27 protein-coding genes are annotated in these 26,500 nt (G+C 72.4%); 13 read left to right on the plus strand and 14 right to left on the minus strand.

Going from position 1 to position 26,500, the window contains the following annotated elements:
• Positions 1-50: 50 nt before the first annotated feature.
• From ABD127_RS01505 to ABD127_RS01530, 6 genes are all read right to left on the minus strand, one after another.
• Positions 51-689, minus strand: a complete 639-nt coding sequence (locus ABD127_RS01505) for a helix-turn-helix transcriptional regulator (protein WP_344196979.1) — start codon at positions 687-689, stop codon at positions 51-53.
• 130 nt (positions 690-819) lie between these two features.
• Positions 820-1,719 (minus strand): histidinol-phosphatase, encoded by a 900-nt coding sequence (hisN, locus tag ABD127_RS01510; RefSeq protein WP_344196981.1) that lies wholly within the window; start codon positions 1,717-1,719, stop codon positions 820-822.
• A gap of 17 nt (positions 1,720-1,736) precedes the next feature.
• Positions 1,737-2,729 carry a ribosome small subunit-dependent GTPase A gene (gene rsgA / locus ABD127_RS01515; protein ID WP_344196983.1) on the minus strand — a complete coding sequence of 331 codons (993 nt, stop codon included), beginning with the start codon at positions 2,727-2,729 and terminating at the stop codon, positions 1,737-1,739.
• A gap of 20 nt (positions 2,730-2,749) precedes the next feature.
• Positions 2,750-4,033, minus strand: a complete 1,284-nt coding sequence (gene aroA / locus ABD127_RS01520; protein ID WP_344196985.1) for a 3-phosphoshikimate 1-carboxyvinyltransferase — start codon at positions 4,031-4,033, stop codon at positions 2,750-2,752.
• A 42-nt stretch (positions 4,034-4,075) separates the two neighbouring features.
• Positions 4,076-4,552 carry a DoxX family protein gene (locus ABD127_RS01525; protein ID WP_344196987.1) on the minus strand — a complete coding sequence of 159 codons (477 nt, stop codon included), beginning with the start codon at positions 4,550-4,552 and terminating at the stop codon, positions 4,076-4,078.
• A gap of 40 nt (positions 4,553-4,592) precedes the next feature.
• On the minus strand, positions 4,593-6,236 hold the full coding sequence (locus ABD127_RS01530; RefSeq protein WP_344196989.1) for a sigma-70 family RNA polymerase sigma factor: 1,644 nt from the start codon (positions 6,234-6,236) through the stop codon (positions 4,593-4,595).
• Positions 6,237-6,414: 178 nt separating this feature from the next.
• On the opposite strand from ABD127_RS01530, the gene ABD127_RS01535 reads away from it, so the two are divergent.
• The 4 genes from ABD127_RS01535 (at position 6,415) to rsrA (ending at position 8,850) form a co-directional block, all read left to right on the plus strand.
• On the plus strand, positions 6,415-7,065 hold the full coding sequence (locus ABD127_RS01535; RefSeq protein ID WP_344196991.1) for a hypothetical protein: 651 nt from the start codon (positions 6,415-6,417) through the stop codon (positions 7,063-7,065).
• Between the two features lie 17 nt (positions 7,066-7,082).
• A complete protein-coding gene (locus ABD127_RS01540; protein ID WP_344196993.1) occupies positions 7,083-7,823 on the plus strand; it encodes an SOS response-associated peptidase in 741 nt (246 codons plus the stop codon).
• Between the two features lie 104 nt (positions 7,824-7,927).
• Complete coding sequence (locus ABD127_RS01545) at positions 7,928-8,554, plus strand: sigma-70 family RNA polymerase sigma factor (protein ID WP_344196995.1); 627 nt, start codon at positions 7,928-7,930, stop codon at positions 8,552-8,554.
• Positions 8,551-8,850, plus strand: coding sequence for a mycothiol system anti-sigma-R factor (gene rsrA / locus ABD127_RS01550; RefSeq protein ID WP_344196997.1), 300 nt, complete (start codon positions 8,551-8,553; stop codon positions 8,848-8,850). The genes ABD127_RS01545 and rsrA overlap by 4 nt, the downstream gene beginning before the upstream one ends.
• 71 nt (positions 8,851-8,921) lie before the next feature.
• On the opposite strand, the gene ABD127_RS19050 is transcribed toward rsrA, so the two are convergent.
• From ABD127_RS19050 to ABD127_RS01565, 4 genes are all read right to left on the minus strand, one after another.
• On the minus strand, positions 8,922-8,996 hold the full coding sequence (locus ABD127_RS19050) for a 50S ribosomal protein bL37 (protein ID WP_369797015.1): 75 nt from the start codon (positions 8,994-8,996) through the stop codon (positions 8,922-8,924).
• Between the two features lie 42 nt (positions 8,997-9,038).
• Entirely contained in the window at positions 9,039-9,386 is a 348-nt protein-coding gene (locus ABD127_RS01555; RefSeq protein ID WP_344196999.1) for a thioesterase family protein, read from the minus strand.
• Positions 9,387-9,628: 242 nt separating this feature from the next.
• Entirely contained in the window at positions 9,629-11,389 is a 1,761-nt protein-coding gene (locus ABD127_RS01560) for an ABC transporter ATP-binding protein (RefSeq protein WP_344197001.1), read from the minus strand.
• On the minus strand, positions 11,386-13,092 hold the full coding sequence (locus ABD127_RS01565; RefSeq protein ID WP_344197003.1) for an ABC transporter ATP-binding protein: 1,707 nt from the start codon (positions 13,090-13,092) through the stop codon (positions 11,386-11,388). The genes ABD127_RS01560 and ABD127_RS01565 overlap by 4 nt, the downstream gene beginning before the upstream one ends.
• A gap of 57 nt (positions 13,093-13,149) precedes the next feature.
• Here ABD127_RS01565 and ABD127_RS01570 point away from each other — a divergent pair, with 57 nt between their 5' ends.
• Positions 13,150-13,929, plus strand: a complete 780-nt coding sequence (locus ABD127_RS01570; RefSeq protein WP_344197005.1) for a siderophore-interacting protein — start codon at positions 13,150-13,152, stop codon at positions 13,927-13,929.
• On the opposite strand, the gene ABD127_RS01575 is transcribed toward ABD127_RS01570, so the two are convergent.
• Positions 13,926-15,602, minus strand: coding sequence for an acetolactate synthase (locus tag ABD127_RS01575; protein ID WP_344197007.1), 1,677 nt, complete (start codon positions 15,600-15,602; stop codon positions 13,926-13,928). The genes ABD127_RS01570 and ABD127_RS01575 overlap by 4 nt on opposite strands.
• 20 nt (positions 15,603-15,622) lie before the next feature.
• The gene (locus tag ABD127_RS01580) at positions 15,623-16,537 is read right to left on the minus strand and encodes a DUF2785 domain-containing protein (protein ID WP_344197009.1); all 915 of its coding nucleotides are present in this window, start codon (positions 16,535-16,537) and stop codon (positions 15,623-15,625) included.
• A gap of 30 nt (positions 16,538-16,567) precedes the next feature.
• Here ABD127_RS01580 and ABD127_RS01585 point away from each other — a divergent pair, with 30 nt between their 5' ends.
• Complete coding sequence (locus ABD127_RS01585) at positions 16,568-17,980, plus strand: sensor histidine kinase (protein WP_344197011.1); 1,413 nt, start codon at positions 16,568-16,570, stop codon at positions 17,978-17,980.
• A gap of 29 nt (positions 17,981-18,009) precedes the next feature.
• On the opposite strand, the gene ABD127_RS01590 is transcribed toward ABD127_RS01585, so the two are convergent.
• Positions 18,010-18,261, minus strand: a complete 252-nt coding sequence (locus tag ABD127_RS01590; RefSeq protein WP_229051518.1) for a WhiB family transcriptional regulator — start codon at positions 18,259-18,261, stop codon at positions 18,010-18,012.
• 237 nt (positions 18,262-18,498) lie between these two features.
• Here ABD127_RS01590 and ABD127_RS01595 point away from each other — a divergent pair, with 237 nt between their 5' ends.
• The 6 genes from ABD127_RS01595 to ABD127_RS01620 all read left to right on the plus strand — a co-directional run bounded on the left by ABD127_RS01595 (position 18,499) and on the right by ABD127_RS01620 (position 24,965).
• Positions 18,499-18,945, plus strand: coding sequence for a hypothetical protein (locus ABD127_RS01595; protein WP_344197016.1), 447 nt, complete (start codon positions 18,499-18,501; stop codon positions 18,943-18,945).
• Positions 18,946-19,122: 177 nt separating this feature from the next.
• Positions 19,123-20,331 carry an NAD(P)-dependent malic enzyme gene (locus ABD127_RS01600; protein ID WP_344197018.1) on the plus strand — a complete coding sequence of 403 codons (1,209 nt, stop codon included), beginning with the start codon at positions 19,123-19,125 and terminating at the stop codon, positions 20,329-20,331.
• Positions 20,332-20,364: 33 nt separating this feature from the next.
• A complete protein-coding gene (locus ABD127_RS01605) occupies positions 20,365-21,330 on the plus strand; it encodes a zinc-binding dehydrogenase (protein ID WP_344197020.1) in 966 nt (321 codons plus the stop codon).
• 4 nt (positions 21,331-21,334) lie between these two features.
• Positions 21,335-22,339 (plus strand): CdaR family transcriptional regulator, encoded by a 1,005-nt coding sequence (locus ABD127_RS01610; protein WP_344197022.1) that lies wholly within the window; start codon positions 21,335-21,337, stop codon positions 22,337-22,339.
• A 107-nt stretch (positions 22,340-22,446) separates the two neighbouring features.
• Positions 22,447-23,610: a glycerate kinase gene (locus tag ABD127_RS01615; RefSeq protein WP_344197024.1), complete on the plus strand. Its 1,164-nt coding sequence runs from the start codon at positions 22,447-22,449 to the stop codon at positions 23,608-23,610.
• Positions 23,607-24,965, plus strand: coding sequence for a GntP family permease (locus ABD127_RS01620; RefSeq protein ID WP_344197026.1), 1,359 nt, complete (start codon positions 23,607-23,609; stop codon positions 24,963-24,965). Before ABD127_RS01615 ends, ABD127_RS01620 begins: the two co-directional genes overlap by 4 nt.
• Before the next feature lie 9 nt (positions 24,966-24,974).
• Here ABD127_RS01620 and ABD127_RS01625 read toward each other — a convergent pair whose 3' ends face one another.
• Entirely contained in the window at positions 24,975-25,550 is a 576-nt protein-coding gene (locus tag ABD127_RS01625) for a helix-turn-helix domain-containing protein (protein ID WP_344197028.1), read from the minus strand.
• A 65-nt stretch (positions 25,551-25,615) separates the two neighbouring features.
• On the opposite strand from ABD127_RS01625, the gene ABD127_RS01630 reads away from it, so the two are divergent.
• Entirely contained in the window at positions 25,616-26,275 is a 660-nt protein-coding gene (locus ABD127_RS01630) for a class I SAM-dependent methyltransferase (RefSeq protein ID WP_344197030.1), read from the plus strand.
• The last annotated feature ends 225 nt before the right edge of the window (positions 26,276-26,500 follow it).

Raw genomic sequence — 26,500 nt, forward strand, 5'->3', positions numbered from 1 at the left:
GGAGGGGCGGAAACTCACTCGCCGAGGGGCGGGAATCCACTCGCGAGCGGTCAGGCGTCGTCGCCGGCGAGGACGCGGTAGAGCTGGCGACGGGTGTCGTCCAGCAGGGCGGCGGCCTGACGCCGCTGCTCGGGGGTGCCGTCGGAGGTGACCTGACGGAACGCGCCCATCAGGGACCGCAGCGCGTGGCCGAGCTCGTGCACGCCCTCGCTGCCGGCCTTGGCCGTCGCCCAGGGGATGCCGAGCTCGTCGGCGTTCTCCTCGACGAAGGTCCGGCCTGCCGCGGTCAGCGAGGCGGTCTTGCGACCGTCGACGCGCTCGAACTCGACGAGACCCTCGTCCTCGAGCTGCTGCAGGACGGGGTAGACCGAGCCGGGGCTCGGCGTCCACATCTCCTCGCTGCGCTCGCGGATCTCCTGGATCAGGTCGTAGCCGTGGCGCGGCTGCTCGGCGAGCAGCAGCAGGGCCGCCGCTCGCACGTCGCCGCCGCGGCGTCCGCGACGGCGACCGCCCCGGCCCCGGCGCCCGTCGAACGGGCCGCCGAAGGGGCCGCCGAGCGGGCCCTCCTCGCCGAAGCCGGGGAAGCGCCCCGCGTCTCCGCGGGGGTGGGGTCCACCCCGACGCGGTCCGCGCTGGCGGTGGTCGGAACGGTCGTGGTGCTGCTCGTGGTGGTGGTCGTGGGTGTTCATGTGAGGTCTCCTGAGGAGTGGGGCCGGTGCGGAGTCGCAGGGGCTCGACGCGTCGGCGATGTGTAGGTGATGCGTTAACGATATATCGGGAATGTGTCGAAGACAAGACCTGGGTGTGAGGCAGGTCTGCTCAGCGGCCGAAGTCGAGGACGTTGCCGAGGTCGTGGGACCGGTCGGAGTCCGGGTCGGGCTCCGTCTCGTCGTCCCAGCCGTCGCCCGGGGGCTCGGTGTCGGGGAAGTGGCCGAGGTAGGCCATCGCCGCGTCGTGCAGGCGCCCGTTCGTGGCGATCGCGTTGGCGCCCCACGGGCCCTCGCGTCCCGCCAGGGACGTGAAGCGGCCACCGGCCTCGCGCACGATGACGTCGAGCGCGGCCATGTCCCACAGGTTCAGCTCGGGCTCGGCGGCGATGTCGACCGCGCCCTCGGCCACCAGGACGTACGACCAGAAGTCGCCGTAGGCGCGGGTGCGCCAGCACTGGCGGGTCAGCGCCGCGAACGCCTGGGCCTTGTCGATGTCCTCCCAGCTCTCGACCGAGCTGAAGGACAGGGAGGCGCTGCCGAGGTCACCGACGCGCGAGACGCGGATCTCGCGGCCGTTCATGACCGACTTGCCCGTGAACGCGCCGCTGCCCTTGTGGGCCCACCAGCGACGGCCGAGCGCCGGGGCCGACACCACGCCGGCGACGACCTCGCCCTCCTCCTCCAGCGCGATCAGGGTCGCCCAGACGGGCACCCCGCGGACGAAGTTGGAGGTGCCGTCGATCGGGTCGATGATCCAGCGGCGGGAGGAGGTCGCGGCCCCCTCCTGCTCGCCGCTCTCCTCGCCGAAGAACGCGTCGCGGGTGCGTGCGGAGCGCAGCGTCTTGCGGAGCGCGTCCTCGACGGCCTTGTCGGCCTCGGTCACCCAGGTCATGTCGGGCTTGGTCGAGACCTCGAGGTCGATCGCGCCGAACCGGTCCATCGACAGGTTGTCGGCGGTGTCGGCCAGGACGTGCGCGAGGCGGAGGTCGTCGGCGTACGAATGGGCCATGGGGCCCACGGTAGTGCTCAGACCTGCTCGCGGCTCTCAAGGATGCGCCGAAACGAGGCGAGTCGTGCGGGGGAGAGGCGCCCGTCGGCGACGGCGACGTCCATCGCGCACTCGGGCTCGTCGACCAGGTGGGTGCAGCCGCGGGGGCAGTCGCGCGTGAGCTCGTGCAGGTCGGTGAACGCCTTGAGCACGTCCTCGACCTCGACGTGGGCCAGCCCGAAGGACCGGAAGCCCGGGGTGTCCACGATGCGCCCGCCGCCCGGGAGGTCCAGCACGACCGACCCGGTCGACGTGTGCCGGCCCCGGCCGGTCACGGCGTTGACGTGGCTCGTCGTGCGGAACGCGTCGGGCACGAGCTGGTTGACGAGCGTCGACTTCCCGACGCCGCTGTGCCCGACCAGCACGCTGATCCGGTCGGCGAGCGACGCGCGCACCTCGGCCAGGTCGGCGTCGCGCCCGATCACGAGCACCGCGACGTCGAGCGGCTCGAGGGCGGCGATCATCTCGTCGGGCGAGGCGAGGTCGGACTTCGTGAGGATCACGAGGGGATCCATCCCGGCGACGAACGCGGCGACCAGGCAGCGGTCGATCAGGGCCGGGCGCGGCGGCGGGTCGGCGAGGGCGGCGACCACGACGAGCTGGTCGGCGTTGGCCACCACGATGCGCTCGATCGGGTCGTCGTCGTCGGCGGTGCGGCGCAGCACGGTCGTGCGCGGGAGCACCTCGGCGATGCGCGACAGGGTGCCCTCGGCGCCCGTGACGTCGCCGTCGAGGCGTACCAGGTCGCCGACCACGACCCCGCGGATGCTGCGGGCCTTCGCCGCCGTGATCGCGTCGCCGGTGCCGTCGGCGCGGTCCTCCTCGAGGCGCACCGAGTAGCGGCCGCGGTCGACCGTGACGACGCGTCCGAGCGGCAGCCCGGAGTAGTCGGGCCGCTCCTTGGTGCGCGGTCGCGTGCGGCGCCGTGGCCGCTCGAACCGCGCGTGGTCGTCATCGTCGTGGCGCCCCATGGCTCAGTGCTCGCCCGCGCTCATGCGTCGACCAACCGCTCCCAGACGGGCGCAAAGTTGGGATACGTCTTGACCGTCGTGACGACGTTCTCGACGAAGACGTCCGGCACCCGCAGCGCCAGGACGACCGCAGCGTGGGCCATCCGGTGGTCGTGGTACGTCCGGAAGACGTCGCCGTGCAGGGGGCGGGGCCGGATCTCGAGCCCGTCGTCGAGCTCGTCGACGTCGCCGCCGAGACGACGGAACTCGGTCGCGAGGGCGGCGAGCCGGTCGGTCTCGTGACCCCGCAGGTGGGCGATGCCGGTCAGGCGGGACGGCGTCTCGGCCAGTGCGGCGACCGCAGCGATGACGGGCGTGAGCTCGCCGACGTCGCCGAGGTCCAGGTCGACGCCCGCCAGCTTCTTCGGGCCCGTCACGACGAGGTCGTCGCCGTCGAGCTCGGCGGTGCCGCCGAAGGCGACCGCGAGCCGGCGCCAGACGTCGCCGGGCTGGTCGGTGGACGACGGCCAGTTGCGCACCCGCACCTCGCCGGCCGTCACGAGGGCGGCCGCGACGAAGACGCCGGCGTTCGAGAGGTCGGGCTCGATCTCGGTGTCGAGCGCCCCGACCGGACCCGGGGCCACGGTCCAGCGGTGCTGGTCGGTGGGGGTGTCGATCTGCACGCCCCGGGCGCGCAGCTGCTCGACCGTCATGGCGATGTGCGGGGCCGAGGGCAGGGTGGGGCCGACGTGCGTGAGGTCGAGGCCGCGAGCGAACCGCGGCGCTGCGAGCAGCAGGGCCGAGACGAACTGGCTGGACGCCGAGGAGTCGATCGAGATCGGGCCGCCCTCGACGCCTCCGGTGCCGTGGACCGTGAAGGGGAGGGTGCCCCGGCCCCCGTCGTCGACCTCGACGCCGAGCGCGCGCAGCGAGGAGATCGTGACGTCCATCGGACGCTCACGGGCGCGCTCGTCACCGTCGAACGTCACGGGGGCCGCGCCCAGGGCGGCGAGCGCCGGCACGAACCGCATCACGGTGCCCGCGAGACCGCAGTCGATCGTGACGGGGGCGGCGAGCGACGGGTCGATGGGGCGCACGGTCCACTCGATGCCGTCGCGGTCGACCGACGCGCCCAGCGCGGTGAGCGCGCCGATCATCAGTGAGGTGTCCCGCGAGCCCAGGGCCCGCGTCAGCACCGACGGCCGCTCGGCGACGGCCGCGAGCACGAGCGCGCGGTTGGTCAGCGACTTCGAGCCCGGCACGATGATCCGGCCGACCACGGGTTCTCTCGGCGTGGGAGCCAGCCACGGCAACGGTTCACTCATCGCGGGTCAGCGTAGCGCTCGCCGACCCCCGGTGCGGTGGCGTCAGCGCGAGATGGCGTCGGCGACCGTGTCGGCCGCCTCGACGACCTTGTCCTTCGCCCGGCGCACCAGGATCTTCTTGTGCGGGTCGGGATCGAGGGTCGACATCAGCAGACCACCGAGCATCGACACGTTCTTGAAGAAGTGCACCTGCTGGTTCGAGCGGGCGGCGGCGTCGGGCTCGGCCCAGAACCGGTGGCCCTGCACCGTGGCCGGGGTGAGGTTGCCCGCCAGCACGAGGGCGGACAGCCGCGGGAAGCGCCCGGTGGCCAGCGCGGCGCCGGCGACGATGTTGACCGCGCCGTGGACGCGCACCACGTTGGTCGGGGTCACGGGCAGCTGCGGCGCCAGCGGGGCGACGGCGTCGGCGACGGGCTGCGCGGCCGGCGCGAGGGCCTTCGCGTGACGCAACGAGTTGATGCCTCCGACGACGAACATCGAGGCGAGCATCGGGCGGGCCACCGTGCGCAGAACAGTCATGGGACTTGTCTACCGCATCCCGCCCACTCGGCAACACGTCCTAGAACAGCAGCAGGAATCCCGGGCTCGCGAACGATGCGGTGTCGTTGGCCGTGTTGGGGTCCTCGTCGGCGACCATCGTCAGCGTGCCGGAGGGGCGCAGGCCCGCGAACGTCAGCCGCAGGTCGGTGCTGCCGCCCGCGGGCACGGTCGTCGTGCAGGTGACCGAGGTGGTCCAGCGCTCCGGGGTGGCCGTGCAGGTCCAGTCGCCCGAGACCGACCGGAACAGCGTGGAGCGCGTGAAGTCGACGCGGACCGAGACCGTGCGGTCGGCGGGCACGCCGTCGGTCGTGGTGCCGGTGATCGGGATGGTCATCGTGCGCTGGAACAGCGGGCGGTCGTTCACGACCGAGGCGACGCCCAGGGCGAAGTCGGTGCCGACCACCGGGGGCGGTGGGGGCTCGACGGGCTCGATGGGGTCCGGGTCGGCCGGCTCGGGCTCGACCGGATCCTCGGTGGCCGTCGGCTCGGGGGACGGCGTCGGTTCGGGCGTGGCCGAGGGGCTCGGCGTGGCGGTGGGGCTGGGCGTGGGCGCCGGCATCGTCACGGTCGGCGTCGGCGTCGGCAGCCGGATGCCGTCGTCGGTGGGGTCGAACGACGGGTCCTGGATGGGGGAGAGCACGGCCGTGGTCGACGGGCTCGTGACCGCCGAGGTCGTGGCGACGACTCCGACCGTCGCGGCGCTCGCGAGCGCGACCGTCGCGACTGCGGCCGGCGCCGAGGAGAGCACGCTGGTGCCCACCGCGATGCGAGCGGGTGCGGAGGCGACGCGGACGGTCTCGACGAGGATCGTCTTGGTCGACATCGCGAGGCCGGCAGCAGTGCCTGCCCCGAGCACACCGGCGCCGCCGAAGGTCGTGACGGCTCCCAGGTAGCCCGTCGCCGCGCTGCCGAGCAGGATCGGTCCGAGCACGGCGCCGAGGCTCGAGTTCACGTCGCGCAGCTCGAGGTACAGCCCGGTGCACCGGGCGCAGGTGTCGAGGTGCTCCTCGATTTTGCGGGTCTCGCGGGCGGCGAGCCCGTGGCGGACGTGGGAGCCGAGCTTGCTGGTGGCGTCGCGGCACTCCGAGTCGAGCGTGGGAGCGAGGTGCTGCTGCAGGTAGGCGCGGCGCAGGCCCTCACGGGCGCGGTACGCCAGCGCGGAGACGCTGTTGGGGGCCATGCCGAGCAGCGGCGCCACCTCGGCGGGACTCTGGCGCTCGACGTCGATGTGCCACAGCACGAGCTGCCACCGCTCGGGCAGTGACCGGAACGCCTCGCCGGCTGCGCCGCGCTCGAACTCCATCGCGGCGGGGTCGACGAAGTCGACCGGCTGGTCGAGGGCGGCGTCGTCGTCGGTCGTGCGCTCGCGCTTCGACGAGCGGATGCCGTCGATGTGCAGGCGGCGCACGGAGGTCAGGAGGTAGGCGCGGAAGGCCTCGTCCGGCCCGCCGCCGCGCTGCAGCACGCCGAGGACCTTGAGGAACGCGTCCGAGACGAGGTCGTCGGCGCCGAGCCCGGAGACGAGCTGACGAGCGAGTCGCTCGGCCGCAGCGCGGTGGCGCTCGAACAGCACGCCGTACGCCTCGGTGTCGCCGGCGCGCACGGCGGAGATCAGGTCGGCATCGCTGACCTGACCTGGTGTCGCCGTATCGGAAACGCTCACGAAACTCCCTCCTCCGGCTCAGTTAACGACCGGTGCGCCCTGCGTGTCACGGGGAGCACGAAAGTAGGGCCGAAAGTCCCACGCCTCACGCCTGCGAAAAAAGTCTCGCGAAGTCGCGTCACGACCAGGCCACGTCGCCGTTCCATCCCCGAGAACAGCACGAGCGAGGAGGGACCGGATGAACGACTACGACGTCGCGACAGCCGCGTTCGCCCGCGCTGTGAACAGCGGTCGGCCGTCCCTGGTCGACGTTGCACTCGAGGTGGGAGCGAGTGCAGCGTCGCAGGGCGTGCCGCTGGTGGAGGCGATGGACGCCGTCGCCGACCTCAGCCCCGGCCGCGAACCCCCGTACGTGGCAGTCCGCTCGGTGGCGCAGGCGTGGATGGGGAGCGCCCCGCCTCCCGTCACCGACGCGGACTGTCATGACCCCCTGACGTCGCTGGCCTCGGTCCCGCACCTGCGGACCCGCCTCGACGACGTCTACCGGCAGGCGGGACATCGCGGTGGGGAGCCCGCGGTGTCCCACGCGCTGGTCGTGGTCGAGCTCGGCAGCAGGGGAGCGCACGAGCTCGAGGACGCCCTGCGGGGGCTGGAGGTCGCGCACGCGCTGGAGGTCGCGTTCCCGGCGCACGAGACGGTCGCCCGTCTCGCGGCCGACCGGTTCACGGCCCTGACGCGCAGCGAGGACGCCGACCTGCTGGGTCTGACGGTCCTCGGGAGGCTGCTGTTCGAGGCCCTGACGGACGCCCCGGAGCCGCGCGTGTGGGTCGAGCGCCTGCCGCGCGACCCGGACGCGATCACGTGGTTGCTCTCGCGTCTGACGGCCTGATCTGGTCTGCTGGACTCATGTGCGGTCGCTATGCCACGACACGGACGGCCCAGAGGCTGACCGACGACTTCTCGGCCGACCTCGCCGTCGCCGAGGACGCGATCTCGGCCGACTTCAACATGGCACCGACCAAGCAGGCGCCCCTGGTCATCGCGCGTGCCGCCGCCGACTCGTCCGCCGTCACGCGGGAGCTGCTGACCGCGAAGTGGGGTCTCGTGCCGAGCTGGGCCAAGGACCCCTCGATCGGCAACCGCATGATCAACGCCCGCTCCGAGACCGTCGACGAGAAGCCGTCGTTCAAGCGGGCCTTCGCCAAGCGTCGGGCGGTCGTGCCGCTGGACGGCTTCTACGAGTGGTACCAGGGGCCCGACACGGGATCCGGGAAGCCGCCGAAGCAGCCGTTCTTCATCACGGGCCACACCCCTGACGGCGGCGGCGAGGGTCTCGGGGTCGCCGGCCTCTACGAGTTCTGGAAACCGAAGGACGGGGGCGACGCCGTCGAGTGGCTCGTGACGTTCACGATCCTCACGACCGCCGCCGAGGGCGAGGACGGGCGCCTGCACGACCGGGCCCCGTGGCTCGTCGCTCCGGAGCACCTCGACGCCTGGCTCGACCCGGCGCCGCACGGCAAGGACGAGCTGTTCGCGCTGCTCCACCCGGCGACACCGGGGCGGCTCCAGGCCTGGCCCGTCTCGACGGCGGTCAACAACGTGCGCAACAACGGCCCCGAGCTGCTGAAGCCCCTCGCCGCCGAGTAGCTGCGGAATAGGTCCCGCACACCGGTCGTTGTGATCGGTGTAAAGGAGGGCCCATGCTCGTCTGTGACGCACCCGAACGCACGAGGCCGGTACGATCGACCTCAATGGATGACATCGACCGCACGGCCGACACGGTCAGTGCCGACGAGAGCCCCGAGCAGCGCCAGGCGCGGTTCGAGACCGACGCCCTGCCGTTCCTCGACCAGCTGTACTCGGCCGCTCTGCGGATGACCCGCAACCCGGCCGACGCCGAGGACCTGGTGCAGGAGACGTTCGCCAAGGCGTTCTCGTCGTTCCACCAGTTCCGCCCGGGCACGAACCTCAAGGCGTGGCTGTACCGGATCCTCACGAACACGTACATCAACTCGTACCGCAAGAAGCAGCGCCAGCCCACGCAGGTCAGCGAGGACATCGAGGACTGGCAGATCGCGGCTGCGGCGGCGCACACCTCGTCGGGCCTGAAGTCCGCCGAGATGGTCGCGCTGGAGCACCTGCCCGACTCCGACGTCAAGGACGCGCTGCAGGCGCTGCCCGAGGACTTCCGCTACGCGGTCTACCTCGCCGACGTCGAGGGATTTCCGTACAAGGAGATCGCCGAGATCATGGACACCCCGATCGGCACCGTGATGTCGCGGTTGCACCGTGGCCGTCGCCAGCTGCGCGAGCTCCTGGCCGACTACGCCCGCGACCGAGGCATGGCCGTGGCGTCCTCGAAGGAGGTGTCGTCATGAGCTGTGACGGACCCGACTGCAGCGACGCCCTGCAGAACCTGTACCTGTTCATCGACCGCGAGATCGACGACGCGTCCTGCGAGGACGTGCAGGCGCACCTCGACAGCTGCAGCGACTGCCTGACCGAGTACGACCTCGAGCAGGTCGTGCGGTCGCTGGTCTCGCGCTCCTGCCAGGAAGCCGCTCCGGAGCCGCTGCGCCAGAAGGTGCTGCAGTCCATCCGCGCGGTGCAGGTCGAGATCGACGGCACGCGCGTCACGCGCACGAGCTACACCGAGACCCGCATCATCGAGTGAACCTCGGCCCGCACGGGCCTGAGACGACGAAACCCCCGCCAGGTGCGGGGGTTTCGTGGATCACGCGTGAGTCACGCGTTGGGGCGCTTGCCGTGGTTCGCGCCCTTCTTGCGACGAGCGCGCCGCTTGCGACCGGTCTTACCCATGGTGGGCCTCCTCGAAGAATGGACCCCCCATGATCGCACACGTCACAGGCGCGACCCGAATCGCTCCCGGTCGACGATCGCGCGGGTGACCGTGCCCGACGCGACGACGGTCTCGCCCTGGCGCGCCTCGACGGTGAACGTGGCGGCCCGGTCGGTCTGCTCGGTGATCGTCGCGGTGACCTCGATCGTCGCGCCGACGGGTGAGGGCGCGAGGTGGCGGACGTCCACGTGGGTGCCCACGCTCGTCAGGTGGGGCTCCAGCTCGAGCGCTGCCACGGTGGCGGCCTCGCACCACGCCACGACGACCGGGGTGCCGAGCACCTCCAGGTCGCCGCTGCCCACGGCGAGCGCGGTGTCGTCAGCGGTCACGGTCCGGGTGAGGGAGGCCATGGGGGGAGCCTAGCGATCCGTTCTCGGTGGCTGAGGACAAGCGGCATGGACCAGGGACCCGGGGCACCGGTTCGGGTCACCCGACCGCCCTCCACCAGATATGCGCACTAGTTCGGCATCTCAGGGCCGAATCCGCCGAACTAGTGCGCACACATCGTGAGGGAGCGGGGAGCGGAGGTGCCGCCGCGCTGGTCGATGCCTGCTTGTCCGTCACCGATCCACGCCCGCAGGCGAGCGAACCCCTACGCTCCCGACCAGGCGTTCCAGAGGGTGGCGTAGCGGCCGTCGGCGGCGACGAGCTCGTCGTGGGTGCCGAGCTCGATGATGCGGCCGTGGTCCATCACGACGATGCGGTCGGCGGTCTGGGCCTGGGTGAGGCGGTGGGCGACGACGATCGCGGTGCGGCCGCGGACGACGTTGCCGGCGGCGACCTCGAGCTCGCGGGCGCCCGCGGAGCCGGCCTCGGCCGTGGCCTCGTCGAGCACCACGACCGCCGGGTCGCGGAGCACGATGCGGGCGAGGGCGATCTGCTGCGCCTGGGCGCTCGTGAGCGCGTGGCCGAAGCTGCCCACGCGGGTGTCGAGGCCGTCGGGCAGGGCGCGCACCCAGCGATCGGCGACGACCACCGTCAGCGCCGCCATGACCTCGGCGTCGGTGGCGTCCGGTGCGGCGAGGGTGAGGTTCTCGCGCAGCGTGCCCGTGAGCACGTGGACCTCCTGGCTCACCACCGCGACGTGGCGACGCACGGTGCCCGGGCCCAGGTCGGCGATCGACCGACCCGCCAGCAGCGTGCGGCCGGCGGTGGGCCGGGTGATGCCCGAGACGATCGAGGCGACGGTCGACTTGCCCGCGCCGCTGGCCCCCACGATCGCGACGCGCTCGCCCGGCTCTACGACGAGGTCGACGTCGTGCAGGACCGGGGTCCCGGGCTCCCACTCGTGGCCCACGCCGAGCAGCTCCAGGCGCGCCGGGGCGTCGAGGGGCTCGGAACGCTCGTCGTGCTCGGGCAGGAGCGCCACCCCGGCCAGCCGGGTCAGCGAGGCACCCGACGACTGCACGTCGTCGAAGACCATCAGCAGACCGCCGATGGGGTTGAACAGGCGGTGGAAGTACAGGGCTGCCGCCGTGGCCGCACCGATCGTCACGACGTCGCCGCGCACCATCACGAAGCCGGCCACGAGGATGATCAGCACCCCGATGCACTCGGCCCGGTTGGTGCGTCCGCCGTAGCGCATGAGCATCCAGAACGTCGCGATCGCGAGTCCGCGGGCGTTCGAGGAGGTCCGCTCGACCTCGCCGACGGCCTGCTCCTCGCGCGCGAAGGCGCGGATCGTCGGCGCGTGCTCCAGGGTCGCCATGAGCGACTCGGCCCGTTCGCCCTGCGCCACCCGCTCGGCGCGGTAGATGGGGCCGGACCGCGGCAGGTACCAGCGCAGCGACGTCACGTACCCGGGGATCGCCAGCAGGCCCGCGAGCCCCAGGCGCCAGTCGAGCGCGAACAGCCCGCCTGCCGTGAAGACGATCGCCATCAACGAGGTCAGGAGCAGCGGCACGGCCTCCTCGAGGGACTTCGTCACGGTGCGCACGTCGTCGCCCACGCGCGCCATGACGTCGCCCGCACCGGCTTCCTCGAGGCGCCCGGCGTCGAGGTGCAGCGCGCGGTCGAGCACGGTCTCGCGCAGCTCGGCGAGCACCGGGATCGTGGCCTGGGCGAGCGCCGCGACCGCGATCGAGGCCGCGACGGCACCGACCACGGCGGCGACGACGATCGCGACCACGGGGCCGACCAGGTCGGACGACTCGCCCCCGCCCTGGACGAGGTCGACGATGTCGCCCAGCGCGCGCGGCGCGACGATGCCGGCCGCACCGGTCGTCAGGAAGCCGAGGGCCGCGAACGTCACGGCCAGGGGCCGGCGCCGGAAGTGCCGCACGAGGAGGCGCACCGTCTCCCGGCCGGTCGCGATGGGCAGGAGCTGCCGCGCGGGGCGCTGCGGCTCGCTCATCGGAGCACCTCCTCGCGGTAGTCGGGGTGCTCCTGCAGGTCGTGGTGCGTCCCGCTGGCGACGACGCGGCCCTCGCGGATCCAGACCACGGTGTCGGCGGCGGCCAGCAGGGTCGGCGACGAGGTGACGACGAGGGTCGCGGTGCCCGCGTCACGCCGCGTGCGAAGGCCCAGCGCGATCTGCTGCTCGGTCACGGCGTCGATCGCGGTCGTCGGGTCGCGCAGCACCAGCACCGGAGGAGCGACGGCGAGCGACCGCGCGATCGTGAGCCGCTGGCGCTGACCGCCGGAGAGGCTGCTGCCGCCGATGCGCACGGCGTGGTCGAGCCCGTCGGGGTGCGCCTCCACGACGTCGTGGGCGGCCGAGGCGGTCAGCACCGCGTCGAGCTCGGCGTGGTCGAGGCGGGCGTCCGGGTCGATCGCGGCGCGCACCGTGCCCTCCGGGGGCGTCGCGGCGTGGGGGACGACGAGAAGGGCACCGCGTCGGTCGCCACGCGCCAGCTGCTGCAGGTCGACCCCGCCGAGACGCACGATGCCGCTCTCGGGGCGCGTGGTGCCGTCCAGCAGGGCCACGATCGTGTCGGCGCTCTCCGGGCCGTCGGTCGTCACGGCGACGAGGTGGCCGGGGGAGCAGGTCAGGGCGACGTCGACGAGCGGACCGACCGTCACGCCCTCGAAGCACACCTCGCGCGGTGCGTCGTCGGGCAGCCGCTCCGGACCGTCGAGCACGTGCGACCCGGTGGCCAGTGCCTCGTGCAGGCGCTTCGCCGACGCGCGGCTGGCCGCGAACTGGGCCGACAGGTCGCCGAGCAGCTTGATGGGCTCGGCGAGGAACTGGGTCAGGCCGACGATTGCGACGAGCTCGCCCAGCGACAGGTCGCCGTCGATCGCGCGCGTGCCGGCCAGCAGGGCCACGAGGGCCAGGAACAGGCCGGAGACGAGCGTCGTGAGTCCGGACATGTAGCCCCAGGAGCGGGCGGTCACGATGCTGGAGCGGCGCGCGGCGCGGCTCGCCTCGCGGTACCGGCCGCTCGCGGTGCGCTCGGCGCCGATGCCCTTGAGCGGGCGGATGCCGGCGATCAGGTCGCCCGCGATGCCCGCGACCCGGGCGATGGCGGCCTGCTCACGGCTCGTGCGGCGGGCGATCGCGGGCGAGACGAGCTGGGTGATCGCGACCGTGACGGGCAGGCCGAACAGGATCACCAGCGCCAGGGTCACGTCGGTGCGGGCGAGGTAGATCGCCGTCGCGAGCACCGTGACGATCGAGGCGGCCGTGAAGGCGACCTGGTACACGAGCTCGGAGACCTTCTCGGCGTCGGCCGTCGCGAGCGAGAGCCACTCGCCGGCCAGGCGTGGGTCGTCGACCGGCTGCACGGCCTTCTCGGCCACCTCGACCCGCAGCCGGTGCGACTCGTCCTGCAGGGCGCGCATCAGGAACAGGGCCCCGTAGCGGTAGCCGTAGCTCAGGCACAGGAAGATCACGACGATCGCGGCGCACGCCAGCAGGAACGGCCCGAGCGAGCTGGTCTCGATGCCGACGTCGATCGTGACACCGATCATGACCGGCACGAGGGCCTCGCACAGCTGCCACACGACGATCAGCGGTGTTCCCATGGCGACGAGGCGCTTGTTGCGCGTGACGGGACCCAGCAGGATGCGCCGGGTGGAGCGAGGCGGACGCGTCGTCACCCCTCGATCACCCACCAGATGAGGTTACCCTCACCTGCGCGTCGTCCGGCCCGGCGGGGGCACAATGGCGGCGTGCCAGGTGCAGGGATCCGGGAGCTCACGGTCGTCCGTCGTGAGGCCGTCACGCCGCGGATGGTCCGCGTGGTCCTCGGCGGCCCAGGGATGGCCGGGTTCACCAGCACCACGCCCGACGAACACGTGAAGCTCGTGTTCCCGGACCCCGACGGCACGACCCGTCCGCCGGAGCTGGCCGAGGACGGCGAGACGCTCGTGTGGCCCCGACCGTTCCCGCCGTTCCGCGAGTACACGATCCGGCGGTTCGACCAGGCAGCGAACCAGGTCTGGATCGACTTCGTCGTCCACCCCGGTGGGCTCGCCTCCGACTGGGCGCAGCGCGCGGAGCCCGGCGACACGCTCTGGGCGGCCGGCCCGCGCTCGGGCGAGGCCGTCCCTGCTGAGTCGGGCGTGCACGTGCTGCTGGCCGACCACACCGCGCTCCCCGCCCTGGCGCGCTGGCTCGAGGAGGTCGCCGACGGCGTGCACGTCGACGTCGCCGTCGTCGTGCCGGACGCGGGTGAGGAGCAGCCGCTCGCGACCCGCGAGGGGGTCACGGTGACCTGGTACCACGGCGACGCGAGCGACGGGTCCGCCGACGACCTCCTCGGGGGCCACCTCGAACGGCTCGACCTGCCGACCGACGAGTCCGCCTACCTCTGGGCCGCCGGCGAGGCCGGGATGCTCAAGCCCGTTCGCCGCTGGGCGCGCGCCCACGGCTTCGCCCGCGGCACGTGCGACATCGCGGGCTACTGGCGCCGCGAGCGCACGAGCAGCGTGACCACGACCCGCCGCTAGATCCCGAACGTGGCCCGCGGGTAGGCCGCGTCGACGTCGGTCAGCACGTTGACCAGGTACGGGATGCCGGAGGCGAAGGCACGGTCGATAGCCGGGCCGATCTCGTTCGGGTCGGTGACGAGCTCGCCGCCACCGCCCAGGGCCGTGACGACCTGGTCGTACCGGGTGCCCGGTGCCAGGTCGGCCGCGACGTCGTAGCCGTAGAGCATCTGCATCGGGCCCTTCTCCAGGCCCCAGGCGCTGTTGTTGCCGACGATCATGACGACCGGGAGGTGGTGACGAACCAGGGTGTCGACGTCGATCAGCGACATGCCGGCGGCGCCGTCGCCGAACAGCAGCACGACCTGGCTCGAGGGCCGGGCGATGCGGGCGGCGATCGCGGCGCCCAGGCCGGCGCCGAGGCATCCGTACGGTCCGGGGTCGAGCCACCCTCCGGGGCGCTTCGGCTCGACGAACTTGCCGGCGAACGACACGAAGTCGCCGCCGTCGCCGATCACCACGGCGTCGTCGGCCAGGCGCGGCAGGAGCTCGCCGTAGATGCGGGCCGGGTGGATCGGGTCGGCCGAGGCGGTCAGCAGGGCGTTGTCGCGCTCGACGCCCGCGGCGACCTGGGTCTGCAGGTCGCCGAGCCAGGCCGACCAGTCGGGCTTGCCACCGCTGGCCGACTGCAAGCGCGTGAGCACGCCGTCGAGGACCTGCGTGAGGTCGCCCGAGGCGCTCGCGGCGAGCTCGGCGTGGGTCGAGACCTGGGCGGGGGAGTCGGCCAGGTGGACGACCTTCGCCGGCGTCGTGTCCTCCTTGCCGCCGAACACCCCGTAGCCGAGGCGGAAGTCGAGCGGCGTGCCGACGACGATCACCAGGTCGGCGCCGTTGAGGGCGGCCGACCGGGCCTTCGTGACGAGCTGCGGGTGACCACCGGGAACGATGCCCCGGCCCATGCCGTTCGCGATGACGGGGAGGCCCGTCTCCTCGACCAGGCGCAGCGCCGCGACCTCGGCGCCGTCGGCCCAGACGTCGGTGCCGATGATCAGCAGCGGCTTCGCGGCGGCGCCGAGGAGACTGGCCACCGTCGCCAGCGCGTCGCCGTCGGGCTCGATCGCGGCGACGGCTCCGGCCGCCGTGTGGCGCGGCGCGACGTCGAAGAACTGGTCCATCGGCACGTCGAGGAACGCCGGCCCGCGGTGCGACGACCCGGCCACGCGGAACGCCTCGTCGACCGTGGGGCCGATGTCGGCCGTCGTGTGGGCCGTGGTCGAGAGCGCCGTGACGGTCTTCAGGATCGGCGGGTGGTCCAGCTCCTGCAGGCTGCCCTGGCCCCAGCGGTTGGCCGGCGCGCGTCCGCCGATCACCACGAGCGGGGACCCGGCGAACTGTGCCTGGGCGATCGGGCTGACGCCGTTGGTGACGCCGGGGCCGGCGGTCAGGACCGCGAGGCCGGGCTTGCGGGTCAGCTTGCCGATCGCCTCGGCCGCGAACACGGCCGACGGCTCGTGCCGCACGTCGATGATCGGCATCGGGGGCTCGGCCTTCACGGCGCCGTCGTACATCGGGAAGACGTGCGCCCCGGAGAGCGTGAACATCGCCTCCACGCCGTGCGCACGTGCGACCTCGGTCGCGATGACGCCGCCGTGGACGGGCTCGGTGGTGGGGTCTGCCTGCGAAGCCTCGGTCATGTGACGCAGATTACGTGAGGCTAGGGCACCGGCGTGCGCGAGGTGGGGCGGTACAACCAGGGGCTCTCGGCGCGGATCTGGTCGAGCACGGCGAGCAGCAGGTCGGCGCGGTCGGTGGGCTGCTCGGCGAACAGGGCGGCATCGCCCCGCAGGTCGGAGCGTCCCTGCACGCCCAGCGCGAGCTGCAGGTGCAGGGCGCGCATGAACGCCGACGTGTTGCGGGCCTCCGTCGTCGGCCACTCGACCTCGAGGTGCCCGCGGGTCGGCGGCGGCCGCAGGCCCGCACCGAGCCGGGCCAGCCACGGCTCGACGAGCGTCGTGTCGAGGGCGTTGCGGTGCAGCAGGGTCATGACCGCGAACGCGAGACGGTCGTCCTCGCCGTGGCGCCAGGTGTAGGCCGTCGGAGCCAGCACGCGGTCGGCGACGACGTCGAGCAGCACCGTGAGCTCCAGCGCGCCGAAGTGGCGCGACCGTGCGAGGGCGGCCAGGAGGTCGGCGCCGTGCGCGATCGCGTGCGCCCACCCCATCTCCGGGATCCAGCCCCGGTGGTCGAACTCGCGGACGTACCAGCTCGTCGCGGCGTCGCCCCAGGCCAGCACCGTGGGCGCCTGCACCAGGTGCACGTCGTTGTCGCGGCCGACGATCTCGGCGAGCATCAGCGCGCTGTAGGAGCGCCGGATGACCGAGGAGTCGCCGTCGCGACCGAGGCCGAACCCCAGGCCCGACACGATCCCGTCGCCGAGCCCGGCGAGCAGGTCGTCGAACACGCCGCGCTGCAGCCACGCCGTCAGCACGGGGTAGGCGATCTCCTCGCGGACACGAGGCTCCGGGTCCCCGAGCATCTGCACCAGCTCGGCGGTCATCTCGTGGAGCGGCCGGTCGTCGGGCACGTCCATGCCGCGGGAACGCACGGACTCCCAGGTCGACTCGGTCATCGGCCCCATCGTGCCACGTAGTCTGGCGTCGTGGGCCAGCTCGAGGACATGACGCGATCGCGCACCGCCGTGACCGCGAGCGACGCGCGCTGGCTCCACGCGCTGGTCACGGACTGGCAGATGATCGCCGACCTCGCGTTCTCCGACCTGGTCCTGTGGGTGCCCGAGGCGGAGGAGACCGGGGTGTGTGCGGTCGCGCAGGTGCGGCCCACGACGGGCCCGACCGCGCTGCTGGAGGACGTCGTGGGCCTGTCCCTCGCGTCAGGGGCGGCCCCGCTCGTGGAGCAGGCGCTCGCCACGGGGCTGACGGTCGAGGGCGACGGCCAGCAGTTCGTGCCGGTGCGCCGCGGCGCGCGGGTGGTGGCCGTGGTCGAACGACGCCGCGAGGCCCCCGGCCTGCGCAGCGCGGGAGCCCTGGAGTCGGCGTACCTCGACGTCGCGACCGACCTGCTCGAGATGATCCGTGCAGGTGAGTTCCCCGAGCACGCCGACCCGGCCTCGGTCGTCGACATGCTCCGCGTCGGCGACGGCTTCGTGCGCACCGAGGCCGACGGCACGGTGCGCTTCGCGAGCCCCAACGCGCTCTCGGCCTACCGGCGGCTCGGTCTGGTCGGCGACCTGATCGGTACCCGGCTGGTCGTCGTGACGGCGGGCCTGATGGACCGCCGCACCCCCCGGCACGCCGTGCCCGGCCTGCTGGTCGGGGCCGAGGGAGGCTCCGGCGAGCTCGAGAACGCCGCGGCGTCGCTGCACGTGCGCCGCATCCCGCTGCGCTCGAGCGGCGAGCCGGCCGGCGCCCTGATCCTGCTCCGCGACGTCACCGAGCTGCGGTCTCGTGAGCGCGAGCTGATGACCAAGGACGCGACGATCCGCGAGATCCACCACCGGGTCAAGAACAACCTGCAGACCGTGGCGGCGCTGCTGCGGCTGCAGGCGCGCCGGATGTCGACCGACGAGGCGCGGCACGCGCTGCAGGAGGCCGAGCGGCGCGTGGGTTCGATCGCACTCGTGCACGAGACGCTGAGCCAGTCCTTCGGCGACGTCGTCGACTTCGACGACATCGCGGACCGGCTGCTGCGCACCGTGCTGGACGTGGCGGGGGAGCGGGCGATCCACGCCACGCGCATCGGCTCGTTCGGGTCGCTCTCGGGCGAGATCGCGACGCCGTTGTCGATGGTGCTGACGGAGCTGATCCAGAACGCGGCCGAGCACGCCTTCGGCGACGACGGCGGTCAGATCACGGTCGCGGCCAACCGCATCCGTGACCGGATCCGCCTGCGGGTCAGTGACGACGGCGTCGGCATGCCCGAGGGCTTCCGCACCGGCGACAGCCTGGGGCTGTCGATCGTCACGACGCTGGTGCAGACCGAGCTCGACGGCACGCTGACCTTCGAGTCACGCCCGAGCGGCGGCACGACGGTGTCGATCACGCTCGACGCATAGGCCGCTCCGAGGAGCGGGGACCGCGAGGGTCAGGCGGTGCGGATGCGGGCGCGGGCGTTGCGGCGCTTGAGCGCGCGGCGCTCGTCCTCGGAGAGGCCGCCCCAGACGCCGTGGTCCTGGCCGGACTCGAGGGCCCAGGCGAGGCACTGGTCACTCACGTCGCAGCGACGGCACACGAGCTTGGCCTCTTCGATCTGCATGATCGCGGGCCCCGTGTTGCCGATGGGAAAGAAGAGCTCCGGGTCCTCGTCGAGACATGCCGACTTGTGACGCCAATCCATGGCGGATGCTCCTTCCCGAACATTCGGGTAGCGATGTGAAGAGTAAAGTGCGGCGCGAGGGTTGCTGTCCAGATGCTGGAGCAAGAAACCCGGGTGAACGCGCTCAGTCATCATGCTTTCAACATTCCGGACTGTTTACAAGGATGTAGCAATTCCGGTCGTGTTCGATCCATCACACAAGGGGTGCCTCACTCGGTCCCGCGGGGGCTCCGCCGGGCCGTTCCGTAGGCTGGAGCGGTGTCGAACCCCTGGCCTCCGACCGCGCGTCGGTTCCTGACCGTCGCTGCGCTGGTCGTGGCGCTCGAGGCGTTCGCGGTCATCGCCTTCGCCGTGGTCGAGCTGTCGTCGCTGGACTCGGGTCGCCTCGGGGTCGGGGTGAGCTCGGCCGTGTTCTTCGTCGCGTACGGGGCGCTCCAGCTCACGGCCGGGGTGCTGCTGCTGCGGGGTCGCACCGGCGCGCGCGGACCCATCGTCGCGACCCAGCTGCTGCAGCTCGGCATCGCCTGGAACCTGCGGGGTGCCGATCCGGACACCGTGGTCGTGCCGAACCTCGCGCTGCTGGTCGCGCTCGCTGCGGGCGTCGTCCTGGTGTGCGTCCTGGCACCCCCGGTCAACCGCTCGATCATGGAGCGGGAGGCGGCCGAGGCCGCCGAGGCGTCGGGGGAGACCTCCGGCGACGCCTGACGAGGCCTGTGAGACGATGACGGACGGGCACGACCTGCCCCGTTGGCGCTCCAGATCTGGCGCGCCGCCCGCTCCGCCGAGGCTCGATCCCTCCGGTGTCCCGAGCCGGCCGTGGGGCCCGTCCTCCACGTCTCACCCTGTCTCTGCCCGAACCTTCTCCAGACTCGAGCCGCACTCATGGTTGCCTCCCACATCGACACCGATCTCGACCTCACCAGCCCCGTCGACCCCGACGACCCGATCTTCGCGCTGCACCGCGGCGGGAAGATGGCGATCGCGGCGACCGTGCCCCTGCGTGACGCCGACGACCTGTCCATGTCCTACACGCCCGGCGTCGCGAAGGTCTGCGAGGCGATCCACACCGATCCCGAGGTCGCCCACGAGTACACCTGGGTCTCGAACACCGTCGCCGTCGTGACCGACGGCACCGCGGTGCTCGGCCTCGGCGACATCGGTCCGGCGGCGTCGATGCCCGTCATGGAGGGCAAGGCCGTCCTGTTCAAGCGGTTCGGCGGCGTCGACGCGATCCCGATCGCGCTCGACACGACCGACGTCGACGAGATCGTCGAGACCGTCGTGCGCCTCGCGCCGTCGTTCGGCGGCATCAACCTCGAGGACATCTCCGCGCCCCGGTGCTTCGAGATCGAGCAGCGCCTCATCGAGCGCCTCGACATCCCGGTATTCCACGACGACCAGCACGGCACGGCCGTCGTCACCCTGGCCGCGCTCTACAACGCGGTGCGCCTGACCGAGCGTGACATGAGCGGCCTCAAGGTCGTCATCTCCGGTGCCGGCGCCGCGGGTGTGGCGATCATGAAGATCCTGCAGGCCGCGGGCGTCCGTCGGATCCAGGTCACCGACCGTTCCGGCGTGATCCACCAGGGCCGCACCGACCTCAACTCCGCGAAGCAGTGGATCGCCGACCAGTCGGCCGAGTACGCGCGCCCCGGCACGATCGTCGACGCGCTCAACGGCGCCGACGTCTACATCGGTGTCTCCGGCGGCACGACGCCCGAGGAGGGCATCGCCCAGATGGCGCCCGACGCGATCATCTTCGCGATGGCCAACCCGACGCCCGAGGTGCACCCGGACATCGCCCACCGCTACGCCCGCGTCGTGGCCACGGGTCGCTCGGACTACCCGAACCAGATCAACAACGTGCTGGTGTTCCCCGGCATCTTCCGGGGCGCCCTGGACGTGCGGGCCACCCGCATCACCGAGAACATGAAGCTGGCCGCCGCGCAGGCCATCGCCGACCTCGTCGGCGACGACCTGCACGAGGGCTACGTGATCCCGTCGCCGTTCGACCCGCGCGTGGCCCAGGCCGTGTCGCGCGCCGTGACCGACTCGGCGCGCCGTGAGGGCGTCGCCCGCCGCCCGTACTGACCCTCGTCCCGACCTGCCCCTCCAGGAGGCCACGTGTTCGCCGTCTACGCCGGAACCATCAACCCCGACGACCCGCTGGCCGGTCTCGTCGTGGGGGAGCAGCCGGACCCGGAGGTCCCGGACGGCTGGACGACCGTGACGGTCAAGGCGGCCTCGATCAACCACCACGACGTGTGGAGCCTGCGCGGCGTCGGCCTGCGGGCCGAGTCGCTGCCGATGATCCTCGGCTGTGACGCGGCGGGCCACGACGAGGACGGCAACGAGGTCCTCGTGCACGCCGTCATCAGCGACCCGTCGTGGCGCGGTGACGAGACGCTCGACCCGAAGCGGTCGCTGCTGTCGGAGCGCCACCCGGGCACGTTCGCGGAGAAGGTCGCGGTGCCGCGCCGCAACGTGATCCCCAAGCCCGCGGGCCTGTCGTTCGCCGAGGCCGCGTGCCTCCCGACGGCGTGGCTGACGGCCTACCGCATGCTGTTCACGCAGTCCGACCTCAAGCCCGGCGACGCGGTGCTGGTGCAGGGCGCCGGCGGCGGCGTCGCGACGGCCCTGATCTCGCTGGCCCGCGCGGCCGGCTTCCGCGTCTACGCGACGAGCCGCGACGAGGACAAGCGGGCCAAGGCTCTCGAGATCGGCGCGCACGAGGTGTTCGAGTCCGGCGCCCGTCTGCCGGTCAAGGTCGACGCGGTCATGGAGACCGTCGGTGCGGCCACCTGGTCGCACTCGGTGAAGTCGATGCGCCCCGGCGGCACGATCGTGATCTCGGGCGCCACCTCGGGTGACGCCCCGCCGGCCGAGCTGACGCGCATCTTCTTCCAGCAGATGCGGGTCCACGGGTCCACGATGGGCACGCGCGACGAGCTGCACGCGCTGGCCCAGTTCCTCGACGTCACGGGCCTGCGCCCCCTGATCGACTCCGAGATCCCGATGGAGCAGGCCGCCGACGGTCTGGCCAAGGTTATCGACGGCTCGCTGTTCGGCAAGATCGTCCTGACGAGGTGACGTCGTGACCGGTGCGGCGGGCCCGTCTCCGCTCAGCAGCGAGTTCGCGCAGGAGATCGTGGACACGCTGGCCCCGCACTCGGTCTACAACGTCAACATCATGGACGAGCACGGCGTCATCATCGCCTCGCTCGACCCCGATCGGATCGGCACCTTCCACCAGGCGGCCCAGCAGGCCCTGGCCGAGGACCGCGTGCTCAACGTCGACCAGCCCGCTCCGGGTTCGAGCGACCGGCCCGGCGTCAACGTCCCCCTGCGGGTCGGCGGACGGCTGGTCGGTGTCGTGGGTCTGACGGGAGAGCCGAGCCGGGTCGCGCCGGCCGCCCGGTTCGTCGGAGTCGCCGTCGAGCTGTTGATCAGCCGGGAGCTCGAGCGGGAGCGGGCCGTCGCCCGGCAGACCCGGTCGCGGGACTTCGTCGCTGCCCTCGCCTCGGGCACGAGCAGCGTCGCCGAGCTCGCGGGCCGCGCCGAGGCACTCGACCTGCGACCGCCGTGGACGCTGTTCGTGGAGTCGCCCGCTCCGGAGCAGGGCCGCGTCCCGTCGGCCGAGGTCACCACGATCCTGCACGGAAGCCGGTGGACCGTGGCTCCGGTCGACGTCGCCCAGCGCTACCGGCAGCAGCCGGGGACCCGGCTGCTCCGCATCGACGTGGCGGACCTGTCGGAGCTGGTGACCAGGGCCGAGGAGGCACGGGCGATCTCGGACTCGGTGGCCCTGATGCCCGAGGCCGCTGACGACCGCTGGAGGTGGGACGTCGCGCTGGCCGTCGCACGACTCGGGCCGCGCTCGCGGGAGCGCCTGGCGGCGCGGGTCGTGGAGCCGGTCTGGTCCGAGACGGTCCTGGTCCTGGCCGAGAGCCGGTCGCTGCGCGACGCGGCCGCCGAGCTGCACGTGCACCGCAACACCCTCGGTCATCGCCTGACGCAGATCGAGCGCGCGACCGGGGTGGACCCTCGGCAGGCCGCGGGGCTCTTCACGCTCCTCATGGCGGTCTACGCGGGGCGCTGACCTCACGCCTCGGTGCAGCACTCTGCACAGGATGACGTCGAAAGTTTCGCTGAGGTGTGGGCGTTTGGCCGTATCTGGACTGTGACCTGCGTCTCTACGCTGTCGAGGTGCTCCGCATCGTCGCGATCCCCGACTCCTTCAAGGGCAGCCTCCGCGCTGCCGACGTCGCCGCGTCCTTGGCGTCCGGCGCGAGGGCGGGCGCGGCCCAGGTCGGGGTCCCGGTGGACGTGGCTGCCCTGCCCTTCGCCGACGGTGGAGAGGGGGCGCTCGACGCGATCGTCGACGCCTGGGGGGTCGTGGTGCGGGAGGTCGCGACGACCGACGCGCTCGACCGTCCGGTCGTGGCCCGTCTGGGCGTGTCGCCCGACGGTCGGACCGCGGTCGTCGAGGCCGCCGACGCCAACGGCCTGCCGCAGGTCAGCGACGTGCCGCTCGAGCCCCTGCGGGCCTCGACCCGTGGTCTCGCGCCGCTCGTGCTGGCCGCCTGCGACGCTGGCGTCGAGGAGATCGTGCTGTTCATCGGCGGCTCGGCCACGACCGACGGCGGTGCCGGACTGCTCGTGGGGCTCGGCGCCGACCTGCTTGACGCGGACGGCCACGCGGTGGCGGCCGGGGGTGGTGGCCTGCTCCGACTCGATCGCCTCGACCTGTCCGGGCTCGACCCGCGGGTGCGCGGCCTGCGGTGGCGCATCGCGTGCGACGTCACCAACCCCCTGACGGGCCCCCGCGGCGCGGCTGCGGTCTTCGGCCCGCAGAAGGGCGCCGACCCCGACCAGGTGCGTGAGCTCGACGCCGGCCTGGCGCGCCTCGCGCGGGTCCTGGCCCACGAGACCGTCGTCGATCACGACGACCGGCCTGGCGCGGGGGCAGCCGGCGGCCTCGCCGCGCCCCTGGTGGCGCTGTTCGGGGCTGAGCTCGAGCCGGGCTGGGAGGTCGTGGCCGACGCCGTCGGAGCCCGCGAGCTCCTGGCGAACGCCGACCTGGTCCTGACCGGCGAGGGACGCCTCGACACGCAGTCGCTTGCGGGAAAGGTCGTCTCGGGGGTGCGCGCGATGACCCCCGCGAGCGTTCCCGTCGTGGCCCTCTGCGGTGAGGTCGCCGTCGACGACGCCACCCTGTCCGCCGCCGGGATCACGCTGGCCCTCAGCATCGCGCGCGGTCCCGAGACGCTCGACGAGCTCACGGCCGGCGCCGCGGAACGCCTGGCCGACCTGGCCCTCGGGGTCACTCGCTTCTACCTGACCGTCACCGTTGAAAAGGACATCCTGTGATCGACCTTCTGATCCTGCTCGTGCTCGTGGCCGCCATCGTGCTGGTGACCGCACGGTTCAAGCTGTCGCCCTTCCTCGCCCTGCTGGGCGCCGCGTTCATCGGAGCGTTCGCCTACCGGATCTCGACCGGCGACGTCATCACGACGATCACCACGGCGTTCGGCAACAACCTCGGCAACATCGGCCTCGTGATCCTGTTCGGCACGATGATCGGCGTCGTGCTGGAGCGTTCCGGCGCCGCGATCGCGATGGCGGACGCCCTCATCAAGGTCCTCGGGACCCGCTTCCCGAACCTCACGATGTCCGTCATCGGCTACATCGTGTCGATCCCGGTGTTCTGCGACTCCGGCTACGTCATCCTGAACTCGCTGCGCAAGGCGATCACGCTACGCACCGGCGTCTCGGCGCTGTCGACCTCGATCGCCCTCATGACGGGTCTCTACGCGACGCACACCCTCGTGCCCCCGACGCCCGGGCCGCTCGCCGCAGCAGACGCGATCGGGATCACCGAGCAGCTCGGCCTGCTGATCGCGATCGGCCTGCCGGTCGCCGCCGTCGCCGCCGCGGCCGGCCTGTTCTTCGCGAGCCGGTTCACGCACCGCGAGTTCGAGATGCTGCCGGCGCAGGGCGACGACCTGGCCGACCACACCTACGAGGAGCTGCGCGCCAGCTACGGCACGCTGCCCTCGGCCGGGATGGCGTTCATGCCGATCCTGGTGCCCCTCGCGCTGATCTGTGCCGGCTCGATCGTGAAGCTGCCCGCCCGTCCGATCGGTGAGGGTGCGGCGTTCGACGTGCTGTCGTTCCTCGGCACGCCCGTCGTGGCGCTCGTGATCGGCCTGGCGGCCGCGACCCTGCTGCTGCGCGGCGCCGGCAAGCTCGAGCGCTTCAACGACAACATCAACGAGTCGATCCGCGTCGCCGCCCCGATCCTGCTCATCACGGCCGCGGGTGCGGCCTTCGGCGCAGTGCTGGCGGCGTCGCCGATCACGGACTTCCTGGCCGACAACCTCAGCGACCTGGGGCTCGGTCTGCTCGTGCCGTTCATCATCGCGGCAGCGCTCAAGACGGCGCAGGGGTCGTCGACGGTCTCGCTCGTCACGACGTCGGCGCTCGTCGCGCCGCTGCTCGGATCGCTGGGACTGGACTCGCAGATGGGCATGGTCCTGACGGTGCTGGCCATCGGTGCCGGCGCGATGGTCGTGTCGCACGCCAACGACTCGTACTTCTGGGTCGTGTCGCAGCTCAGCCGGATCCCGGTCGCCACGGCCTACAAGACCTTGACGGTCGCCACGCTGGTCGAGGGCCTCGCGGCGTTCGCGACGATCTGGGTCATCGGCGTGATCGTCCTCTGATCGAGCCGCCTACTGCCCGGAACGGACGTGCATCCGCTCGCCCTGGGGCCCGAACAGGCCCAGGATCTCGGTCGGGATGTCGCCGCGGTTGGCCACGACGTGCGGGGTGCGGGTGTCGAACTCCACGACCTCGCCGGGTCCGACGTCGGTGACCCGCCCGGCGAGCTCGAGGTGCAGACGACCTGAGAGGACGTAGACCCACTCGTAGCCCTCGTGCACGCGAGGCTCGTAGGGCTCGGGTGGGTCGTGCGGCGGGATGATGATCTTGAACGCCTGCAGCCCGCCGGGGCGACGGGTGAGCGGGATGAACGTACGGCCGTGGCGCACGACCGGTTTCGCGCGAACGCGCGGATCACCGGTCTCGGGCGCGCCGACGAGCTCGTCCAGCGGCACCTGGTGCACGCGCGAGAGGGGGAGCAGGAGCTCCAGCGTGGGCCGCCGCTGGCCCGACTCGAGGCGCGACAGGGTGCTGACGGAGATGCCGGTGTCGGCGGCGAGCTCGGCCAGGGTGGAGCCGCGAGCGACGCGCAGCGCCTTGAGCCGCGGACCCACGCCGTCGAGGACCTGCTCGATCTGGTCGTCCATGCGGGCAGTTTGCCACATCGGCAAGAAATGTTGCTCGTTCGGCAGGGTTGGGTCAGGCTCGTTCCATGAGCGAGCACCAGCACGACCACGACGACGCCCCCGACTACTTCGAGCAGGCCGGGTGGGACGAGCGCTACTCCGGCCCCGACACGATCTGGAGCGGGAACCCCAACCCGCAGCTCGTCACCGAGGTCACCGGGCTGACCCCGGGCACGGCGCTCGATCTCGGGTCCGGCGAGGGCGGTGACGTCATCTGGCTCGCCCAGCAGGGATGGACCGTGACCGGCGCCGACTTCTCGCCCGAGGGACTCGCGCGGGCCGCTCGTCACGCCGAGGAAGCCGGCGTGGGGGAGCGGACGAGCTGGTGGCGGGTCGACGCGCGGACCTTCGCCGAGGATCACGAGCAGGCGGGTTCGCCGACGTTCGACCTCGTGACCACACACTTCCTCCACCCGGGAACGTCGATGGTCGAGGTCGTGGCCGAGCTGACGAAGGCCGTCGCCCCCGGTGGTCATCTGCTCGTCGTGGGCCACGCTCCCTCGGAGGTGTTCACCCACCACTCGCCGAAGCAGCAGGCCGCTATGTGGCACGCCGAGGACATGCTCGCAGCCCTCGGCGAGGACTTCGAGACCCTCGTCGTCGAGCAGCGCCCCCGCCGCGTCGAGCGTGACGGCCGCGTCGTCGAGATCGACGACGCCACCCTCCTGGCGAGGCGGATCGCGTAGCCACGCACCGGTGGTTGAGGTGCCCCCTTCGAGGCTCCTTCGTCGCACCTCAGGTGGCGGAGACGTTCCGGGCCCTGAGGTGCGAGGAGGAACGACGAGCCTCGAAGGGCATGCCGCCGGACCTCCCGTGGCTCGCGCCTCGGGTAGCCGACCGGGTCTCGTCAGCCGACGCGCTGCGCGCGTGTCGCGCTCGACCTGACTCGGAGCTTCCCTCGCAGGGCTCGG

Source organism: Aeromicrobium alkaliterrae (assembly GCF_039529015.1).
Lineage (GTDB): Bacteria > Actinomycetota > Actinomycetes > Propionibacteriales > Nocardioidaceae > Aeromicrobium > Aeromicrobium alkaliterrae.

Bases quoted from the DNA above. Each gene is read 5' to 3' on its own strand.
- ABD127_RS01505 (WP_344196979.1), bottom strand. From the start codon at position 689: ATGAACACCCACGACCACCACCACGAGCAGCACCACGACCGTTCCGAC.
- hisN (WP_344196981.1), bottom strand. From the start codon at position 1,719: ATGGCCCATTCGTACGCCGACGACCTCCGCCTCGCGCACGTCCTGGCC.
- rsgA (WP_344196983.1), bottom strand. From the start codon at position 2,729: ATGGGGCGCCACGACGATGACGACCACGCGCGGTTCGAGCGGCCACGG.
- aroA (WP_344196985.1), bottom strand. From the start codon at position 4,033: ATGAGTGAACCGTTGCCGTGGCTGGCTCCCACGCCGAGAGAACCCGTG.
- ABD127_RS01525 (WP_344196987.1), bottom strand. From the start codon at position 4,552: ATGACTGTTCTGCGCACGGTGGCCCGCCCGATGCTCGCCTCGATGTTC.
- ABD127_RS01535 (WP_344196991.1), top strand. From the start codon at position 6,415: ATGAACGACTACGACGTCGCGACAGCCGCGTTCGCCCGCGCTGTGAAC.
- ABD127_RS01540 (WP_344196993.1), top strand. From the start codon at position 7,083: ATGTGCGGTCGCTATGCCACGACACGGACGGCCCAGAGGCTGACCGAC.
- ABD127_RS01545 (WP_344196995.1), top strand. From the start codon at position 7,928: ATGGATGACATCGACCGCACGGCCGACACGGTCAGTGCCGACGAGAGC.
- rsrA (WP_344196997.1), top strand. From the start codon at position 8,551: ATGAGCTGTGACGGACCCGACTGCAGCGACGCCCTGCAGAACCTGTAC.
- ABD127_RS01555 (WP_344196999.1), bottom strand. From the start codon at position 9,386: ATGGCCTCCCTCACCCGGACCGTGACCGCTGACGACACCGCGCTCGCC.
- ABD127_RS01560 (WP_344197001.1), bottom strand. From the start codon at position 11,389: ATGAGCGAGCCGCAGCGCCCCGCGCGGCAGCTCCTGCCCATCGCGACC.
- ABD127_RS01575 (WP_344197007.1), bottom strand. From the start codon at position 15,602: ATGACCGAGGCTTCGCAGGCAGACCCCACCACCGAGCCCGTCCACGGC.
- ABD127_RS01580 (WP_344197009.1), bottom strand. From the start codon at position 16,537: ATGACCGAGTCGACCTGGGAGTCCGTGCGTTCCCGCGGCATGGACGTG.
- ABD127_RS01590 (WP_229051518.1), bottom strand. From the start codon at position 18,261: ATGGATTGGCGTCACAAGTCGGCATGTCTCGACGAGGACCCGGAGCTC.
- ABD127_RS01600 (WP_344197018.1), top strand. From the start codon at position 19,123: ATGGTTGCCTCCCACATCGACACCGATCTCGACCTCACCAGCCCCGTC.
- ABD127_RS01625 (WP_344197028.1), bottom strand. From the start codon at position 25,550: ATGGACGACCAGATCGAGCAGGTCCTCGACGGCGTGGGTCCGCGGCTC.
- ABD127_RS01630 (WP_344197030.1), top strand. From the start codon at position 25,616: ATGAGCGAGCACCAGCACGACCACGACGACGCCCCCGACTACTTCGAG.